13 protein-coding genes are annotated in these 19,308 nt (G+C 35.2%); 3 read left to right on the top strand and 10 right to left on the bottom strand.

Features of this window, described 5'->3' with window-relative positions; genetic code table 11:
• Window positions 1-3 precede the first annotated feature (3 nt).
• The 6 genes from rplD to rpsL all read right to left on the bottom strand — a co-directional run bounded on the left by rplD (window position 4) and on the right by rpsL (window position 4,751).
• Window positions 4-633 carry a 50S ribosomal protein L4 gene (gene rplD, locus RNZ46_RS09515; protein WP_316981977.1) on the bottom strand — a complete coding sequence of 210 codons (630 nt, stop codon included), beginning with the start codon at window positions 631-633 and terminating at the stop codon, window positions 4-6.
• A complete protein-coding gene (rplC, locus tag RNZ46_RS09510) occupies window positions 633-1,250 on the bottom strand; it encodes a 50S ribosomal protein L3 (protein ID WP_316981976.1) in 618 nt (205 codons plus the stop codon). Before rplC ends, rplD begins: the two co-directional genes overlap by 1 nt.
• A gap of 174 nt (window positions 1,251-1,424) precedes the next feature.
• A complete protein-coding gene (rpsJ, locus tag RNZ46_RS09505) occupies window positions 1,425-1,730 on the bottom strand; it encodes a 30S ribosomal protein S10 (protein ID WP_316981975.1) in 306 nt (101 codons plus the stop codon).
• 11 nt (window positions 1,731-1,741) lie between these two features.
• The gene (fusA, locus tag RNZ46_RS09500; protein WP_316981974.1) at window positions 1,742-3,868 is read right to left on the bottom strand and encodes an elongation factor G; all 2,127 of its coding nucleotides are present in this window, start codon (window positions 3,866-3,868) and stop codon (window positions 1,742-1,744) included.
• A gap of 8 nt (window positions 3,869-3,876) precedes the next feature.
• The gene (gene rpsG / locus RNZ46_RS09495) at window positions 3,877-4,353 is read right to left on the bottom strand and encodes a 30S ribosomal protein S7 (protein WP_316981973.1); all 477 of its coding nucleotides are present in this window, start codon (window positions 4,351-4,353) and stop codon (window positions 3,877-3,879) included.
• A 23-nt stretch (window positions 4,354-4,376) separates the two neighbouring features.
• Entirely contained in the window at window positions 4,377-4,751 is a 375-nt protein-coding gene (gene rpsL, locus RNZ46_RS09490) for a 30S ribosomal protein S12 (protein WP_019386263.1), read from the bottom strand.
• 315 nt (window positions 4,752-5,066) lie between these two features.
• Here rpsL and RNZ46_RS09485 point away from each other — a divergent pair, with 315 nt between their 5' ends.
• Window positions 5,067-6,677, top strand: a complete 1,611-nt coding sequence (locus tag RNZ46_RS09485) for a POTRA domain-containing protein (RefSeq protein WP_316981972.1) — start codon at window positions 5,067-5,069, stop codon at window positions 6,675-6,677.
• A 207-nt stretch (window positions 6,678-6,884) separates the two neighbouring features.
• On the opposite strand, the gene RNZ46_RS09480 is transcribed toward RNZ46_RS09485, so the two are convergent.
• The 4 genes from RNZ46_RS09480 to RNZ46_RS09465 all read right to left on the bottom strand — a co-directional run bounded on the left by RNZ46_RS09480 (window position 6,885) and on the right by RNZ46_RS09465 (window position 13,779).
• Entirely contained in the window at window positions 6,885-8,372 is a 1,488-nt protein-coding gene (locus tag RNZ46_RS09480; protein WP_316981971.1) for a RagB/SusD family nutrient uptake outer membrane protein, read from the bottom strand.
• Window positions 8,373-8,383: 11 nt separating this feature from the next.
• Window positions 8,384-11,779, bottom strand: coding sequence for a SusC/RagA family TonB-linked outer membrane protein (locus RNZ46_RS09475; RefSeq protein ID WP_316981970.1), 3,396 nt, complete (start codon window positions 11,777-11,779; stop codon window positions 8,384-8,386).
• Between the two features lie 159 nt (window positions 11,780-11,938).
• Entirely contained in the window at window positions 11,939-13,090 is a 1,152-nt protein-coding gene (locus RNZ46_RS09470) for a FecR family protein (RefSeq protein WP_316981969.1), read from the bottom strand.
• 98 nt (window positions 13,091-13,188) lie between these two features.
• Window positions 13,189-13,779 carry an RNA polymerase sigma-70 factor gene (locus RNZ46_RS09465; RefSeq protein ID WP_316981968.1) on the bottom strand — a complete coding sequence of 197 codons (591 nt, stop codon included), beginning with the start codon at window positions 13,777-13,779 and terminating at the stop codon, window positions 13,189-13,191.
• A 765-nt stretch (window positions 13,780-14,544) separates the two neighbouring features.
• Between RNZ46_RS09465 and RNZ46_RS09460 the strand changes: the two genes are divergently transcribed.
• Window positions 14,545-17,832: a SusC/RagA family TonB-linked outer membrane protein gene (locus tag RNZ46_RS09460; RefSeq protein ID WP_316981967.1), complete on the top strand. Its 3,288-nt coding sequence runs from the start codon at window positions 14,545-14,547 to the stop codon at window positions 17,830-17,832.
• A gap of 12 nt (window positions 17,833-17,844) precedes the next feature.
• Window positions 17,845-19,284, top strand: coding sequence for a SusD/RagB family nutrient-binding outer membrane lipoprotein (locus RNZ46_RS09455; protein WP_316981966.1), 1,440 nt, complete (start codon window positions 17,845-17,847; stop codon window positions 19,282-19,284).
• Window positions 19,285-19,308 lie beyond the last annotated feature (24 nt).

Raw genomic sequence — 19,308 nt, 5'->3', positions numbered from 1 at the left:
TTTCTATTTACTTAAATTTGTTTCAATTCCTTCTAAAGCACCTTCTAAAAGCACTACTTGATTTGCATTTAAAATCTTGTAAGTACTTAATTCTGAAGCCGTTATAACTTCTGAAGTTTTTAAATTGCGCGATGACAAATATACGTTATTATTTGAGCCACCCAACACAAACAGCGTTTTTTTGTTTTCTAGCTCTAAAGCTTTTAAAACGGCTGTAAAATTCTTAGTTTTTGGAGCATCAAAATTAAAGTCTTCTAAAACTGTAATTGATTTTTCTCCTGCTTTGATACTTAAGGCAGACTTACGCGCTAAACGCTTTAAGTTTTTATTAAGTTTTATACTGTAATTTCTTGGCCTTGGACCGAACATACGGCCTCCGCCCTTAAATATACCAGACTTAATACTACCTGCTCTTGCTGTACCAGTTCCTTTTTGCTTTTTAATCTTACGTGTACTTCCAGAAATCTCACCACGTTCTTTCGATTTGTGAGTCCCTTGGCGTTGGTTTGCCAAATATTGTTTAACATCCAAATATACCGCGTGATTATTAGGCTCAATAGCGAACACATCTTTAGAAAGGTCTGCCTTTCTACCTGTGTCTTTTCCGTTTATATCTAAAACTGCTACTTTCATTATTTTCTAATAATTACATAAGCGTTTTTGTGACCAGGAACACATCCTTTAACCACAAGTAGATTCTTATCAGCAACTACTTTTAAAACTCTTAAATTTTGAACTTTCACTTTTTCACCACCCATGCGTCCTGCCATTTTCATGCCTTTAAAAACACGAGCAGGATATGATGCAGCTCCAATAGATCCCGGTGCTCTTAAACGGTTATGCTGACCGTGAGTAGCTTGACCTACACCACCGAAACCATGACGTTTTACAACTCCTTGAAATCCTTTTCCTTTGGATGTTCCTGCGATATCAACGAATTCGCCTTCGTTGAAATGCTCCACAGTGATTGCATCTCCTAATTTGTACTCCTCCTCAAAACCTTTGAATTCAACAACTTTGCGTTTTACAGAAGTACCCGCTTTTTTAGCATGACCTAAGTCTGCTTTGGTAGCGCTTTTTTCTGTCGCGTCATCGAAACCTAATTGAACCGCTTTATAGCCGTCAACCTCTTCAGTTCTGACTTGGGTAACGATACATGGTCCAGCTTCAATTACTGTACAAGGAATGTTTTTCCCGTTTTCATCGAAGATGCTGGTCATACCGATTTTTTTTCCAATTAACCCAGACATATTTATTATTTATTAATTATTACTATTTCGTTGAAAATAAATTCAACATACTTATTTAAAAAAACTCAGGGTCGAAATACGTTCAACCCTGAATGTATTTTTACCGTTTTTCCCGCGACCGCATCGGTGGGACATGTACTGTTAATTCTGAATTCAGAACTCTGAATTCCGGAATTAAACTTTTATCTCTACTTCAACACCACTTGGCAATTCAAGCTTCATTAACGCATCAATGGTTTTTGATGACGACGAGTAAATATCCAATAGTCTTTTAAAAGACGATAATTGAAACTGTTCTCTTGCTTTCTTGTTTACGTGTGGTGAACGTAGTACAGTGAAAATTTTCTTGTGTGTTGGTAATGGTATTGGTCCCGTTACAACAGCGCCTGTACTTTTTACCGTTTTTACAATCTTTTCAGCAGACTTATCCACTAAGTTGTGATCGTAAGATTTTAATTTTATTCTGATTTTTTGACTCATTTTCTTAAGATTTACGATTCAACGCCTTTAGCAGCCGCTATTACTTCTTCTGAAATATTTTTTGGAGTTTCAGCATAGTGTGAAAATTCCATTGTTGATGTTGCACGACCAGAAGACAATGTTCTTAATGTGGTTACATAACCAAACATTTCTGATAATGGTACAGTTGCTTTTACTGTTTTTGCTCCGGCTCTGTCGCCCATATCGCTTACTTGCCCTCTTCTTCTGTTTAAATCTCCAACAATGTCACCCATGTTTTCTTCAGGTGTAATTACCTCAAGTTTCATAATAGGTTCCATGATTACAGCCTTAGCAGCTTTAGCGGCATTTTTAAATCCTATTTTTGCAGCTAATTCGAAAGACAGTTGATCTGAATCCACATCGTGGTAAGAACCATCTGTTAATGTTACTTTCATAGCATCAACTTCGTAGCCTGCCAACGGTCCATTTACCATGGCCATTTTGAATCCTTTTTCAATAGAAGGGATAAATTCTTTAGGAACGTTACCACCTTTAATTTCAGAAACAAAATCCAATCCTACTTTACCTTCTTCGGCTGGCTCTAAACTAAATACAATGTCGGCAAATTTACCACGTCCACCAGATTGTTTTTTGTAAACTTCTCTGTGCTCAGCGCGTTGTGTAATCGCTTCTTTGTACTCTACTTGTGGTTGCCCTTGGTTTACCTCTACTTTAAACTCGCGACGTAAACGATCAACAATAATATCTAAGTGAAGCTCACCCATTCCAGAAATAATGGTCTGTCCTGAGGCTTCATCGGTTCTTGCTGTAAATGTTGGATCTTCTTCAGATAATTTAGCTAATGCCATTCCTAATTTATCAACATCTGCTTTAGTTTTAGGTTCAACCGCGATACCGATAACGGGATCTGGGAAGTCCATGGACTCCAAAACAATTGGATGTTTTTCATCAGACATGGTATCACCAGTCTTGATATCTTTAAATCCTACTGCTGCTCCAATATCTCCAGCTTCGATAAAATCGATAGCGTTTTGTTTATTAGAGTGCATTTGGTAGATACGTGAAATACGCTCTTTCTTTCCAGAGCGGTTATTCAATATATAAGAACCCGCATCTAAGCGTCCTGAATATGCTCTAAAGAATGCTAAACGACCAACAAACGGATCAGTAGCAATTTTAAATGCCAATGCTGCAAATGGGTCATTTACACTAGGCTTACGCGTTTCTTCAGCGCCAGTTTCAGGATTAGAACCCACGATATTGTCTCTATCTAATGGAGATGGCAAATAACGACACACAGCATCTAACAAGAACTGCACCCCTTTATTTTTAAATGAAGAACCACATACCATTGGTATGATAGCCATATCCATTACAGCAGCTCTAAGTGCAGCGTGCACTTCGTCTTCTGTAATAGAATCTTCATCTTCCATGAATTTCTCCAATAAGTTTTCATCGTAAGTAGCCACCTCTTCAATTAATAGAGCACGATACTTACGCACTTCATCCTTCATCTCTTCAGGAATTGGCACAACATCGAAAGTCGATCCGTAGTTTTCATCGTGCCATACAATGGCTCTGTTTTTTACTAAATCTACGATACCTTTAAAGTCCATCTCGTCACCAATGTTTAATACAATTGGCACTGCGTTAGACTTTAACATATCTTTTACTTGTTGACAAACCCCTAAAAAGTTGGAGCCTTGACGGTCCATTTTATTTACAAAACCAATTCTTGGTACTTTGTAGTTGTCTGCTAGTCTCCAGTTAGTTTCAGATTGTGGCTCAACACCATCAACGGCACTAAATAAGAATACTAAACCATCTAATACACGTAACGAACGGTTTACTTCAACCGTAAAATCTACGTGACCAGGGGTGTCAATAATATTAAAATGATAATCTTTTGCGTCTGGAGTTGGCTGGCCGTTTTCCATTGGAAACGTCCAATCACAAGTTGTAGCGGCCGAAGTAATGGTAATACCTCTTTCTGCTTCTTGCTCCATCCAGTCCATTGTAGATGATCCTTCGTGAGTTTCTCCCATTTTATGGTTAACTCCCGTATAAAAAAGAATACGCTCTGTTGTGGTTGTTTTACCAGCATCAATATGAGCAGCAATTCCTATGTTTCTTGTAAGTTTTAAATCTCTTGCCATATCGTAAATTAGAATCTAAAGTGAGAGAATGCTTTGTTTGCTTCAGCCATTTTATGAGTATCTACTCTTTTCTTAACTGCTGCTCCTTCTTCTTTAGCTGCTGCTAAAACCTCTGAAGCTAAGCGTAAAGCCATTGATTTTTCGTTTCTTTTTCTTGAATAAGTAATTAACCATTTCATGGCTGTAGATACTTTACGATCTGGACGAATTTGCATTGGAATTTGGAATGTTGCACCACCAACACGACGGCTACGCACTTCTACGTGAGGCATCACATTTGATAAAGCATCTTTCCAGATTTCTAAAGCTGTTTTTTCATCATCAGTTTTTTTCGAGTCTACAATATCAATTGCATCGTAGAATACTTTAAAAGCGACAGACTTTTTTCCGTCCCACATCATCATATTAACGAAACGTGTTACTAACTGGTCGTTAAATCGTGGATCCGGTAAAAGCGGTCTCTTTTTTGCTGCTCTTTTTCTCATGTCTTCTTCTTAAAGTTTTTTAATTACTTTTTAGGGCGTTTTGCACCATACTTAGATCTACGTTGCGTTCTGCCAGAAACACCTGCTGTGTCTAAAGCACCACGTACAATGTGATATCTAACTCCTGGTAAATCTTTTACCCTTCCACCTCTAACCAATACTATCGAGTGCTCTTGCAGATTGTGTCCTTCACCACCGATGTATGCGTTAACCTCGTTACCGTTTGTTAAACGAACCCTTGCTACCTTACGCATTGCTGAGTTAGGTTTTTTAGGAGTTGTTGTGTAAACACGAGTACACACACCACGTCTTTGCGGACAAGAATCTAAAGCAGCCGATTTACTCTTCTTGGTTATTTTGGCTCTTCCTTTTCTTACTAATTGCGAAATTGTTGGCATATATATTTAATATAAATTTTATTATCCTCTTTTAAGAGGGGTGCAAATGTAGAAATTAAAATTTATAATTCAAACCCTAATTCATTAATTTTTAAGAGTTTTCAAAAATTATTGCCTTAGCTATATTATAAGCGTGGATTTTCCGTTAGATTTACACTGAAAAGTTAATCGCTTGAAGTTAGAATACCAAAGCCAAAAACTGCTCATTAAATCATTTTTAGCAATCTTTAACCTGTGCAAAAAACGTCAATTTTACTCCTTATTATATATGTAATTTTTACTTCGGAAGGATTTTGCCAAAATTTAAGCCTAAAGATGCTTGGCAAAACCGAAGTTGAAACCCGTGTTATCGATTCTTTAAATTACCTAAAACTGCATAAAGATTATGCGTCGATAAAACTTGAAGTCGATTCCATTCAAAACACTCTTTTTAAAATGGGCTATATTGAGAATAAACGCATGGGCATCATTAAAAAAAACGATTCTATTTATACGGCCAAATTTCATCTTAAAAAAAAATACAACACCATATATATATACTACAATAATTTGGATGTTGATCCGTCGGTTTTAAAACTGATAGCCAAGGATGTTTTTGATGCGTATTTTATCCTTCCGTTTAACACTGTAGAAAACAGTTTAGCCTTCATTAATCAGAAAGCTTCAGAACAAGGCAAGCCATTCTCAAAATTAAGATTAACAAATATCCGAACGGATAAAAACAATTTAAAAGCTGATTTAATTATTGACTCGAAACCAGAAAAACGGACCATTGACCACATTATAATTAAAGGCTACGACAAATTCCCAGAATCGTACTTAAAACATTATTTGAAGATTAAACCCCAGCAAACCTTCAACTTAAACACGATTAAACAAAAAACTAATTTGCTTAACGATTTAAAATTTGCGAATCAAATAAAAGCGCCGGAAGTTCTGTTTTCAAAAGATTCGACCATTTTATATATTTATACTAAAAAAACAAAAAGCAATTCGTTTGATGGTTTTTTGGGTTTTGGCACCAACGAAGACACCAATAAATTGGAGTTTGACGGCTATTTGAATTTAAACCTAAGCAACAATTTAAACTTTGGCGAATCGTTTAGCTTGCTTTACAAAAGCGATGAAAACGACCAGAAAACTTTTAGAACCGATTTAACCCTGCCCTATTTATTTAAGTCGCCCATTGGGATAGATTTGCGTTTACAGATTTTTAAAAAAGATTCTACGTTTACTACCGTAAACCAATCTGCTAAATTGCATTATCAAATAAATTCGAAGCACAAGGTTTTTGTTGGCGTTACAGCAACGACTTCAAATAATTTATTGTCTTCAAACAGTTTTCAGAATATTTCAGATTACGATTCAAATTTTTACACGCTTGCATATCAATTTCTAAAACGGCAAAGCCCTAATTTATTATTTCCAATAAAATCAAACTTATATCTTGAAACTGGATTTGGCCACAGAGAAGCATCCGGTGACAAAGAAAAGCAATCGCAATATGCCATTGATGCCTTTACCATTTTTAATCTTAACCATAAAAACAGTTTTTATTTTAGGGTTAATGCCTCTAATTTAATATCAAACACGTATTTTGAAAATGAACTCTTTCGTTTTGGTGGCATAAACTCCATTCGCGGTTTTGAGGAAAACAGTTTGTTGGCTTCATTAGTTGGAGTTTTAAATACAGAATACCGATACCAACTTAACAACTCCATATTTATTCACAGCATAACGGATGTGGCCTATTTTGAAAACAAACTTACAAATACCAAAGAAAAACTTTTTGGCTACGGTTTCGGGTTTGGTATTTTAACAAAAGCTGGTCTTTTCAAGTTTAATTATGCCAACGGTAAAACCGAGAATTTACCTTTTAAGTTCTCAAATTCCAAAATACACTTAAGCTTAGTTGCTGATTTTTAAGTGGCTTGATTCATTTTTAAAATTCTGTACTGCAAACTCATTTTCATTATTCTATAATATTTTTTTAATTAAACACTCTTAAAGTTCTATCCAAATAAGTGTAGTCATAAATTATGTCTGCTTTTAAGACAAAAATTTAAGTTTTAAATGAAAACAGCGTTAGTTAACTAACGCTGTTTCTATTTACTACCTTAAATAAAATATTTATTATATAGGATTCTGCTCAATTAAAGGATTGGCATCAATCTCATCTTGAGGTATTGGCCATGTCCATCTATTATCCCCAACAGGGACTTGCATAATACCGTTAGTATATGTAGAACTTTGGTTTGACCCCGTTCTATCCAATGGTAAGTTTAATCGTTTTAAATCGTACCATCTAAAGCCTTCACCCCATAATTCTACACGGCGTTGCACCATAATTTCATCTATTAAGGCCTGTCCTGTATTAGAAGATAACGTATAGGCGCTATCTCTTGTAACAACCATATCGTACAAGGCTTGTGCAGCTAAAGCATCTTGGTTATTTCTAGCTAAAGCCTCTGCTTCTATCAAGTACATTTCGGCGGCACGCATTAAAGGTACATCAACACGACTGTCGGCATTGCTTACAGCTATAAATTTTTGATTGGTGTAAGGAAATCTTTTATGACTAGATAGCAAGGAAACTCCAGGAGGCAAATTTAGGTGCTCTCCTGTTGGGTCCCAAAGTGTTTTACGTACATCGGTAGCAGAAATCATATCATATAACAAATTGCTGATAGATCTAGGATTACCACGAATCGCAGATGAACTAAAGTTTCTTGAAATATAAGCGCCATAATTCGCCCATTTATCTGTTTGGTCTTCAACTATCTGACTTGCCCACATAAATTCGCTATTGTTTTCTGAAAACACTTGAAAACCATTGGCGTATGTTGCTTCATCCATTAAAGGGTAACCAACCCTGGCTTCAGCAGCATATTGTGCCGCCACAGCCCATTTGCCTTGTGTTAAGGCCACTCTTGCCTTAAGTCCTTTTGCAACATTAACGTTAAAATGTGATTTATTCTTCCTAACATAACCATTTAATAAAACAATGGCGTCATCCAAATCTTTATTAATTTGAGAGTAAACTTCTTCAACTGTGTTTCGTGCAATAGGATCTATAGAATTATCTGTTTTAATTGGCACACCTAATTGTGAATTTCCGCCTCCTGGTTCGTATCTATCACCCCATAATCGCACCAAATGAAAATGGCAAAACGCTCTATATAGCAAGGCTTGTCCTTTTATCGCATCTCTATCTGCTTGTTCCCCTGAGGCATTGTCAATACCATTAATCAATACATTGGCATTAGCAATCCATTGATAAAACATGGACCAATTTGCCGTATTATATGCATTATCTGGTTCAGAATTAGGTCTCCATCTATAAGAATGGGTCCAATTGCTTCTATTAAAAACGTGATCTTCTCCTGCTTCATCTATATGAATGTTAAAGGCTCCAATACCACCTCTACCTTGACTGCCGTATCTTACGTACAAGGCTCTATGTATGCCATTTAATGCTGTTAAGGCGTTATCTGTAGTTAAAACAGCAGCTGCAGACGATACTTGATCTGTTGGAAAAGTATCTAAGTAGTCTTTTTCACAAGCTGTAAAACAAAAGGATACAGCTAAAATTCCGATAAATGAAATTATTATTTTTTTCATTGCTTTTTTTTTTAAAATTTAACATTTAATCCTAAAGAAACTATTCTTGATGGCGTATAAACATTGGATGTTGTTCCACTAAAATTCTGTTGTATATTTAAACCTTTTCTCGCATTAATTGAAAATACATTCTCTGCACTTAAATAAAGTTCGGCTGTATTAATGCCTATGGCACTTATAAAGTCTGATGGTAAATTATATGAAAAATTAATACGCTTCATGTTTAAAAAAGAAGCATCAACCAACCATCTATCAGATGTGGCATTAAAGTTTGTGGTTTGCGAAGCATCTAGCCTTGGTACATTGGTTATGTCTCCTGGTTGCTGCCAACGGTCTAGAATATCAACACTTTTTGATCTTCCATAGCCACCAGAGCTCATAATACCTTGATAGTTGTAATCGATACTTTCACCGCCTATTTGATATGTAAACAAGAAGCTTAAATTAAAATTTTTGTACCTAAACGAATTGTTAATAGCTCCGGTTAAGTCTGGAATTGCCGTACCTGCATAATGAAATTGTGCATTGGCTTGATTTGTTGTTAATGTATTGCCGTCTACTACTCTGATGTCTGATCCATTAGCATCAATAGCATCTTGAGTTGCTGTGTATAATGCTGCTCCATCTGCAGGGTCTACGCCATACCAATCTTTTAACCAGTAATCATAAATTGAACGACCAACCATCAATTTTTTTGATCCATTTATTATTTCATCTTGAGGTAATTTTGTAAACTCATTTTTTATGGTTGTTGCATTAACCCCAATATTCCAATTAAAGTTGTCGTTTTTTACAACATCATAATCTAAGCTTACCTCAAAACCTCTGTTATATAGAGTACCTATATTTCTTGGTATATCTTCGCTACCACTTGATAACGGTAAAGGCACATCAAAAAGTAAATTCGCAGACTCGCGATTATAATACTCAACCGTTCCGTTTAGTCTATTCCATAGTCCAAATTCTAATGCTATATCATAAGTTTCACTAGCTTCCCACTCTAATAAAGGAGCTTCAAGTGATGCTTGTAAAAAACCTGACTCGGACTGGTTATTAAAATCTAAATCATATAATCCTTGGTAAGCATACCAACCAATCCCAGAATTATTTCCTAATTCACCGTAAGAAGCTCTAAGTTTTAATAAGTTTATAGCATCAATATTTTCAATAAAAGACTCTCTTTCCAATCTCCACGCAAGACCTAAAGACCAGAATTCACCCCAACGCACATCTGATGCAAATTTTGAAGTTCCATCTGTTCTGTAAGATGCGCTCAAGAAATATTTCCCATCGAAATCGTAATTAAAGCGCCCAAAATAACTTTCGTCTCTCAATAAGTCTGTAGCAGACTCTAAATTTGTAGTAGTTACAAAATTTATTAATTCGGTATTACCATCGGCTATTAATTGTGATCTACTACCTGTAAAATTGTTTACTTTTAACTGTAAAGATTCATGTGCAGCTAATAATTTAAAATTATGATCGCCAAACGATTTAGTATAATTTAAAAGTTGGTTAAACCCTAAAGTGGTTCTTCTGTTATAGCGTCTTGAGGCTCTACCACCTGGAGCACCGTCTCCAACAAATTTGTTTTCAAAATCTGTGGTGTACCAATGTCTTTGATTCCAGCTTGCGTTTACAGTTAACATTAAATCTTGGGTAAAATTAATATCGAAATATGTTTTCCCACTTACAGAAGTGATTTCATCAATATCATCATTATAATCAATTTCTGCAAGAATATGACGCCCTCCACTAGCACCACTAGGCCTATTATCATCTAAATCGTATAGTCTGTTTCCGTTTTCGTCTAAAATAAAGTTTCCAGCGGCATCGTGTTGGTAAATAGGATAAATAGGAGCAACACCTCTAGCAAAACGCACGGGGTTAACAAACGAGTTACTTTGCGTACTTCCTGTTTGGGCCTGATTACCTTTTGATGTTGTAACAGCAATATTTAAACCTGTTTTTAACCAGTCGTTTGCTTGATAATTGGCATTGATACGTCCTGAAAATCTTTCGAAATCAGATTTTTTAATATATCCTTCTTCATCTAAATATCCCAATGAGACATAGAAATCGCTTTCTTCTGTACCACCTTGGTAATTAACATCATAATTATGTCTAATTCCTAATCTGGTAATGGCATCAACCCAATCTACATCATTATATAAAAGTCTTGCATTTGGATTAATGTTTCCATCTGTACCTACAATTTGGTCATCAGGAACATTATATGGGTTGTTTAATAGCTCAGTAATAATATTAGACGAAGCAAATGCATTGGCTGCTGCAACATCGGCTGGAGAATCTACCCCTGGAATGGCTTGACTGTTTCGCATGGACTCCCACATGATTTCATAATAGGTATCTGAATCTAGTCGCTCGTACTCAGGTATAGCACGGTCTACAATACTTGTTGATGCATTTAAAGTAAACTGTCCTTTTTTGTTTTTACCTTTTTTAGTTGTTATTAAAACCACGCCGTTTGCAGCCTTATTCCCGTAAAGTGCTGTTGAAGACGCATCTTTTAAAATAGTTAAACTTTCAATATCTGCAGGGTTAATTGAGTTTATTGATGCATAAAACGGAATACCATCTACAACATACAAAGGGGAACTATCTGCACTAAAAGAACCAAATCCTCTGATACGTATATCTTGTCCTTGCCCCGGTTGTCCACCAGCCGCTGTTACCGATACTCCTGCTGAAGCGCCTTCAATAGCTGCGGAAACGTTAGCCACAGTTATTTTAGAAAGTGCCTCGCTGTTAAGTTGGGTGGCAGATCCTGTAAAATCTGCTTTATTAGCGGTACCATAAGCCACAACTATTACTTCGTCTAGAACGGCAGTATCAACATCCATACTAACATTAATTGTATTTGATGCGCCTACTTGAATTTCTTTAGTAGTCATTCCTACGTAACTAAATACAAGAATGTCTCCTTCATTAGCTTCAATAGAGTAGTTTCCATCAAAATCTGTTTGTGTACCAATTTGTGTTCCTTTTATTATTACACTGGCTCCTGGTAATGGTAATTGCCCATCGGTAACCACTCCTTTTACAACCTTTGTTTGTACACCTTCAATAACGGGCTCTTCTTTGGCTTTAATAATAATGGTGTTATTTGCCGCAATTGAAAAAATAAAATCACCCTCTTTTAAGCTTTTATCGAGTAACTGGTTTGCTTGAATAACCCCCTTTTTAATAAAAACTTTTGGGAAGTTTTTAAACATATCTTCCTGATAAATGAACCTGTAATCGGTTTGTCTTTTAATAATTTTAAAGACTTGGTCTACAGTTAATGTAGTATCATCTGTGATTTCAATTTTGGTATTTTGCGAAAAAATATCAACGGATGATAATCCAAATGATAATGAACACAATAAGAATATAAAAGTTCTCATAATGATTGTTAGAATCCTTTTTCTTATTAAGAAAAAGAAAAAAGTTGGTTTAATTTTCATAAATTTACATGTTTTAGTTGATTAACTATTAATTGATTACTACAGACTTAAGAGGTGCAAAGTTTGATACCGCTAAATGTCTACTTTTGCCCTCTTTTTTTATTTTAAAATTAATTGTTTGTTATTAATTGCAAATGCATTTATAAACCCAGATTCTTTAATGCTTATCAATACATCTTCAATATTTTGATTTTTGCTAAGAACACCAATAAACTTAATGTTTTCGATTTTCTCATTAGCAAAAACCACATCCATATCGTACCATCTTGAAAGCACTTTCATAATATCTTTTAATGGTTTGCCTTCAAAACTAAAAACACCTTTTACCCACGAGGTTGCATTGTATACATCAATATCTTTTACAATTATGTTTTTATTTAACAAACTAACTTGAGATTGTTGGTTAGGCTTTAAATAAACATATTCTGACTGATTTGAAACCTTTACCTTACCTTCAACCAATGTGGTGTAAACCATATTTTCATCTTTATATGATTTAATATTGAATTTTGTCCCCAACACTTCAACCGCCTGCATCCGGCTTGTCACCCTAAACAAAGCACCGTTATGGCGTGAGCTGGGAGACACATCAAAAAAAGCCTCACCGTAAACTAGTTCTACTTCACGGTCTTCTCCTTCAATAAAATTAACGGGGTACCTAAGTTTAGACTCTGAGTTTAACCACACCTTTGTGCCGTCTGATAATTGTAAAAAAAACTGCCCTCCTCTTGGTACCGTTAAATAGTTGTAAACTAATTGAGGCTTTATTGTAACCTTGTTATCATAAATTAATTTATCGCCTGTGCTTTTTGCATTTATAGTTGAGTAATTTTGTCCTTTTTCAAGGTCAATATATTGACCATCTTCAAGCGTTAAAGTTGCTTTATCGGTACCTACTTTAATTTTATTTGTCGATGATTTAATATCGGCTACTTCTGATTCATTACTATTGTAATTCCACACAAATGCTATCGAAACCAATATTAAAGCAGTGGCTGCATATTTTAAAACGTTGCTTTTATAAAACGATGTAAGCTTTATGCCTTTTTGCTCTTTATTTACTTTTGATGTAACGTTATTAAAAATTTTATTTTTTAACTCGTTTTTAAGCGCATCATCAAAAGGCCAGTTTCTATTGTTGCTTTGATTTGAAAAGAAATTTGACAAAAACTTAAGCTCATCATCTGAAATATCTCCAGACTGAAGTTTTTTAATTAATAGATGTAAATAATTTTTATCTTTAATACTCACAAGTTAACCTCTTTATATTAAAGACGCAAAAAAAACATACATCCCTAAACAAAAACAGGATTATTTTTATTTTTTATTTTTTTGGAGTTAGTCTGGAGTTAACAAACCTTTACAAAAAAAAAGCAAATAATTATGGCGTAGGATATGTTAACCAGAGAAGGTCTAATTATTTTTAAGGCCTTGGTAATGTAGGCCTCTACTGATTTTGTAGAAATGTTTAGTTGAGTAGAAATTTCCTTATGACTCAATTGGTTTTCTCTACTTAACTTGAATACTTTTTTACACTTTTCGGGCAACGTATTTACAACTGCATTTATTTGTGCTTCAAGTTCTATATAAATAAGTTTTGATTCTGGATTTGATGTTTGAATTTTTACATCAAAATTTTGAAGTACCTCTTCAGAAAAGGCACTTTTATCTTTTCTAAAAACATCGTAAACCTTATGAAGAACGCAAGTGTACAAATAGCCTTTTAAGGTAGTTTTAATAACGATTGTGTCTCGTTTCTCCCAAATTTTAATAAATATTTCTTGGATTACGTCCTCAGAAATTTCACGTTTTTTAAGGAGGCTAAAGGCATAAATAAACAGTTGCTCCCAATATAAATTATAAATTAGTTTTAAGGCGTCCTCATCATTATGTTTTAGACGTTCAATTAATTTCTGATCTTTATTTTTATTAAAACTCATTTGTTAATTTTCATTCGGACTATAACAAATGTAGCAAAATATTTTATTCGACATCTTCATATAATAAAAAAACCCAATCTCATTAATCATAAAAAAGGAAAGTTTCTCATTGGAATACTACCAGACAGCTATCGGAATTATTGGTGTTTCTCGTCTTATATTTCTCTAGGATCAATACAGCATTCGTTAATGCCAAAAACCCCATGATTGCTCAAAACTTTTTTAGCCCCTTAAACTAAAGGAGTTGTGGTTTGGATTAGATTCAAACCTTTTTACGATAGAATGAATATAAAACAATCTTCTCACCTACTCCATTCAACATGAAGATGATTCGTAAACTTATACCCCATGATAATTAATATCAAGTACAACCTTGGGTCACTTAAATTATAGCTTACAACATTATAAACCAATGGAATAACATTTTTTTATGAAGATGCTTAGACAAAATGCAATTACTTATAATATCGCAGCCTTATATTCAATCTTATATAATATTTTAAAAATAACAAACTTTTTATTACAGTTTTGGGTTTGGTATTTAAATCAAAGTATTTTATTTAAATTTAAATACGCCATAGCAGATACTTATAGTTTTTCTTTTATGTTCTAAAGCATTTTTAAATGTATGAGCTAGTTTTCACGCTCCTCAAATTATGAATTTCATAATTTTTAGCACTTAAAATTAAATTTTAACCATTATTTATTGTTTTATTAACTTTTTATTATGATTTTTGGCACTGACTAATTCAAATAAATCATAAAATGAAAACAAAGTTTAGTGGAATTCTAACGCTATTACTAGCGTTAGTTGTGCAACTTTCTTTTGCACAAGAAAAAACAATTTCAGGTACGGTTACAGACAATTCTGGCATGCCGCTCCCTGGGGTTAACATTATTGTAAAAAACACTACTAACGGTACACAAACCGATTTTGATGGAAATTATTCTATCAATGCTAATTCAGGAGATATTCTTGTTTTTAGCTATGTAGGGTTAAAAACGCAAGAAGCAACAGTTGGAGCTTCTAATACGCTTAACGTTACTATGGAAGAAGACGCTGCGGTATTAGACGAAGTTGTTGTTACAGCGTTAGGTATTAAAAGAGAGAAGAAAAGCTTAGGTTACGCCACTCAAGAAGTTAAAGGAGAGGCTGTATCCAAGGTAAAAAGCCAAAACTTCGTAAACTCTTTATCAGGTAAGGTCGCTGGTTTACAAATTAAACCTTCCGGTACTTTGGGTGGTTCTACCCAAGTAATTATTAGAGGTAATGCCTCGGTAACTGGAAATAACCAAGCGCTTTTTGTAATTGATGGTATTCCCGTAAACAATGGCGTAAACAACCAAGTGTTGGGTGCTACTCAAAGCTCATCAGACTCCAGATTACAAACTACTGGTAGAGGTGGTTATGATTATGGTAATGCTGCATCTGATATTAATCCTGATGACATTGAATCTATCAATGTTCTTAAAGGAGCTGCTGCAACAGCACTATATGGTTCTCGTGCTTCTAATGGTGTAGTAATGATTACTACCAAAAGAGGCGCAAAAAACAAAGGTTTGGGAGTAACGGTTAGTTCTAGTATTACTGTAGGAACTGCTGACAAATCTACACTACCTGTTTACCAAAAAAAATACGGTGCAGGTTACGGTGCATTTTACGATGACCCAACTGGTTACTTTGGTCTATTTGACGTAGATGGTGATGGCACTGCCGATTTAACTACCCCATTTACTGAAGATGCATCCTATGGTGCAGAATTTGACCCAAACACCCTGGTTTATCAGTGGAATTCTATTTTTCCAGAATTAGACGGATACCAGCAGGCAACACCATGGTTAGCAGGTAAAAATGACCCTAACTATGTTTGGGAAACTTCAAGTACTATAGTAAATTCTGTTTCTCTGGATGGAGGCACAGATACTAGCACGTTCCGTGTTGGTATTACAAACATGTTACAAGAAGGTAACCTACCTAATAGTGAGATTAAAAGAAATACGATTGCTTTTAATGGTTCTCACGACTTATCAGACAAATTTAATGTGTCTTCCGCTTTTACTTTTACAAAAACGGACGGTAAAGGTAGATATGGAACAGGTTACGATTCTAACAACGTTATGCAACAATTTAGACAATGGTGGCAAACCAACGTAGATGTTGCAGAGCAAAAACAAGCTTATTTATCAACTGGTAATAATATTACCTGGAATACAAATTCAGCAACAAACCTTTCTCCTATTTATTCTGATAACCCGTATTGGACATTCTATGAGAACTACGAAACAGATACGCGTAACAGATACTTTGGAAACGTAACTTTAAGCTACGAACTAAATGATTGGTTAAGCGCAATGGGTAGATTTACTTTTGACAACTATACAGAGTTCCAAGAAGAAAGAACAAATGTTGGAAGTTCTAATGTATCTAGGTATACAAGGTTTAACAACGCTGTTGCAGAGTACAACTACGATTTTCTATTAAATTTCAACCACGATTTAACCGAAAAATTAAATTTAGACGGTAATATTGGTTTTAACTTAAGAATAAATAAAGTAGATAATATTTATGCCTTAACCAATGGCGGTTTAAATTTACGTGACGTTTACTCTTTAGCCAATAGTGCGAGTGCCATAAATGCTCCTACAGAAACGGAGTGGACCAAAAATGTGGACGGTTTATTTGCTCGTGCAAGTTTTGGTTATGATGACACAGCATTTATTGAAGGTACATACAGAAGAGACCGTTCTTCAGCCTTACCTAAAGAAAATAATGCCTATGATTATTTCTCTATCACGGGTAGTTTAATTTTTTCTCAGTTAATCGATTCAGATTTTATTTCATTCGGTAAGCTTCGAGGAAATTATGGTGAAGTAGGTAACGACACAGCACCGTACAGAGTATTTAATACATTTGGCATTGGTACTCCATTTAATGGTGGTTTAGCCAGTAACCCGGGTACTAAGCAAAATTTAAACTTAAAATCTGAAAGGCAACAAAACTGGGAAATAGGTTTAGAAATGAAGTTGTTACAAAATCGTTTAGGTTTTGATGTGTCTTATTACAACACAAGAAACATCGACCAAATTACACCTGTAACGGTTCCTAATTCTACAGGGTATTCTTTTGTAATCCTGAATGCAGGTACTATTGAAAATAAAGGATGGGAAGTACAGTTGAATGCAACACCTTTAAAAACAGAGGACTTCAGTTGGGATGTAACTCTTAACTGGGACAAAAATGAAAGTTTAGTAGTTGAGTTAGCCGATGGTATAGAAAACTTACAACTAGCGTCTCCTCAAGGCGGTATTTCAATTAACGCGATACCAGGTGAGCCTTACGGTACAATTAGAGGTACAGCTTTAGTTAGACATGCAAATGGACAACCTATCGTTAACCAAACTGGTAGTGGTTCTAGAATTGGTAAGTATCAAATATCTGCAACCAATAACGAAATTATTGGTGACATCAACCCAGATTGGAAAGCAGGTATTTACAATAGCTTTAACTACAAAAACTTTAACTTAAGTTTCTTAATCGACATTCAAAAAGGTGGAGATTTATTCTCACTCGATACTTGGTATGGCTATGCAACAGGTTTATACGACTTTACCGCTGGAAACAATGAGTTGGGGAACCCCGTAAGAAACCCAATAACTGGAACACCAGGAAACTATGGCGCAGATACTGGTGGTGTTATTTTACCTGGTGTAGCTCCTGATGGAACACCAAACACCGTTAGAGCGAGTGCAGACAACTTTGCGAACCCCTGGGGGTATGCAAGAGCTGCGAACGAACAGCATATATACGACGCAGGTTACGTAAAACTACGTGAAGCCAGTTTATCATATAACTTTGGATCTAAAATTTTAGACAAAGTTCCATTTACATCAGCTACTTTCTCAGTAATTGGAAGGAACTTATGGATTATTGATAAAAACATTCCTTATGCAGACCCTGAGGCTGGTTTAAGTGCTGGTAACATTCAAGGATATCACTCTGGATCTTACCCTGCAATCAAAGAAATCGGTGCAAGTTTAAAATTACAATTTTAAAAAAAAAAGAACATGAAAAAAGTATTATTAATCGTTTTAAGTTTATCACTTGTAGTGACATCTTGTAAATCAGATGAGCTATACGAAAACTTAAATAGAGACCCAAAAAATCCTACTCAAGTAGCTGCAGATTTTTTATATAATTCTGCAACTAAGAGTTTAATTGATCAAGTAACTAGTACCAATGTAAATAGAAATATTTACAGGCTACTAGCACAATATTGGACTCAAACCACTTATACAGATGAGTCTAATTACGACTTTGTAACAAGAAATATTCCACAATACCATTGGTCTGAAACGTACAGAGATGTATTATTGGATTTAAAAACATCTGTGGAAGTAGTTAACAACGACGAAGCTTTGAGTCAAAGTGAAAAAGATGCTAGAAATGCACAAGCAGAAATATTAATGATTTATGCATGGCAACATTTAGTAGATTCGTTTGGTGATATTCCTTACAGCGAAGCTTTAGGAGAAGAGACTCTTCCTGCCTATGATGACGCAGCAACGATTTACACAGACTTAATTAATAGAATTAATGCTGCTATACCAAACCTTTCGGGTTCTGGTTATTCAAGCGTTGACCAATTATATGGTGGTGATTCTGCTTCTTGGGTTAAATTTGCTAACTCGTTAAAGCTTCGCTTAGGTATTCGTCTTACCGATGTTAATCCATCACTTGCACAGTCAACGGTTGAATCGGCTGTTAGCGGGGGTGTATTTACTTCAAATGCCGATAATGCCACTATTCACTATATGAGCTCTACGCCAAACACAAATCCACTATGGGTAGATTTGGTACAGTCTGGACGCGCAGATTTTGTGGCAGCAAATACTATTGTTGACATCATGAATAACATTGATGACCCTAGAAGATCTGAATATTTTGATCAAAACCTAGGTAGTGGTGTATACACTGGTGGTGCTTATGGAGACAATAACAGTTTCCCAAATTTCACACATATCCGTGGAAAAGATGATAACACCTACATGCACGACCCTACTTTTGCCGCTAATTTATTAGATTTCTCTGAGGTTTCTTTTTATTTAGCCGAAGCCGCCGAAAGAGGTTATACTGTTGGTGGCACGGCAGAAGAGCATTACAACAATGGAATCGCAGCTTCTTTTGAAGCTTGGGGATCATCAGATTTAGCAACTTATATGGCAAATCCTGATGTTGCTTATTCTACCGCCCCTGGTACCTGGAAAGAAAAAATTGGTTTACAATTTTGGTTAGCTATGTACAATAGAGGTTTTGAAGGCTGGACAGTTTGGAGAAAATTTGATACCCCCGATCTTAATATACCTGTAGTTTCTGGTAGTCCGGTTCCAACGCGATATACATATCCTGTAAATGAGCAAAACTTAAATGAAGCTAACTGGGAAGCCGCATCTTCAGCAATTGGTGGAGATACACAAACCACTAAATTGTTTTGGGACGTCGACTAATCAATAGTTGCATTACCTAATATT

It is taken from the genome of Hwangdonia lutea, from assembly GCF_032814565.1.
GTDB lineage: Bacteria > Bacteroidota > Bacteroidia > Flavobacteriales > Flavobacteriaceae > Hwangdonia > Hwangdonia lutea.
This window is presented reverse-complemented; position numbering and strand designations above follow the sequence as displayed.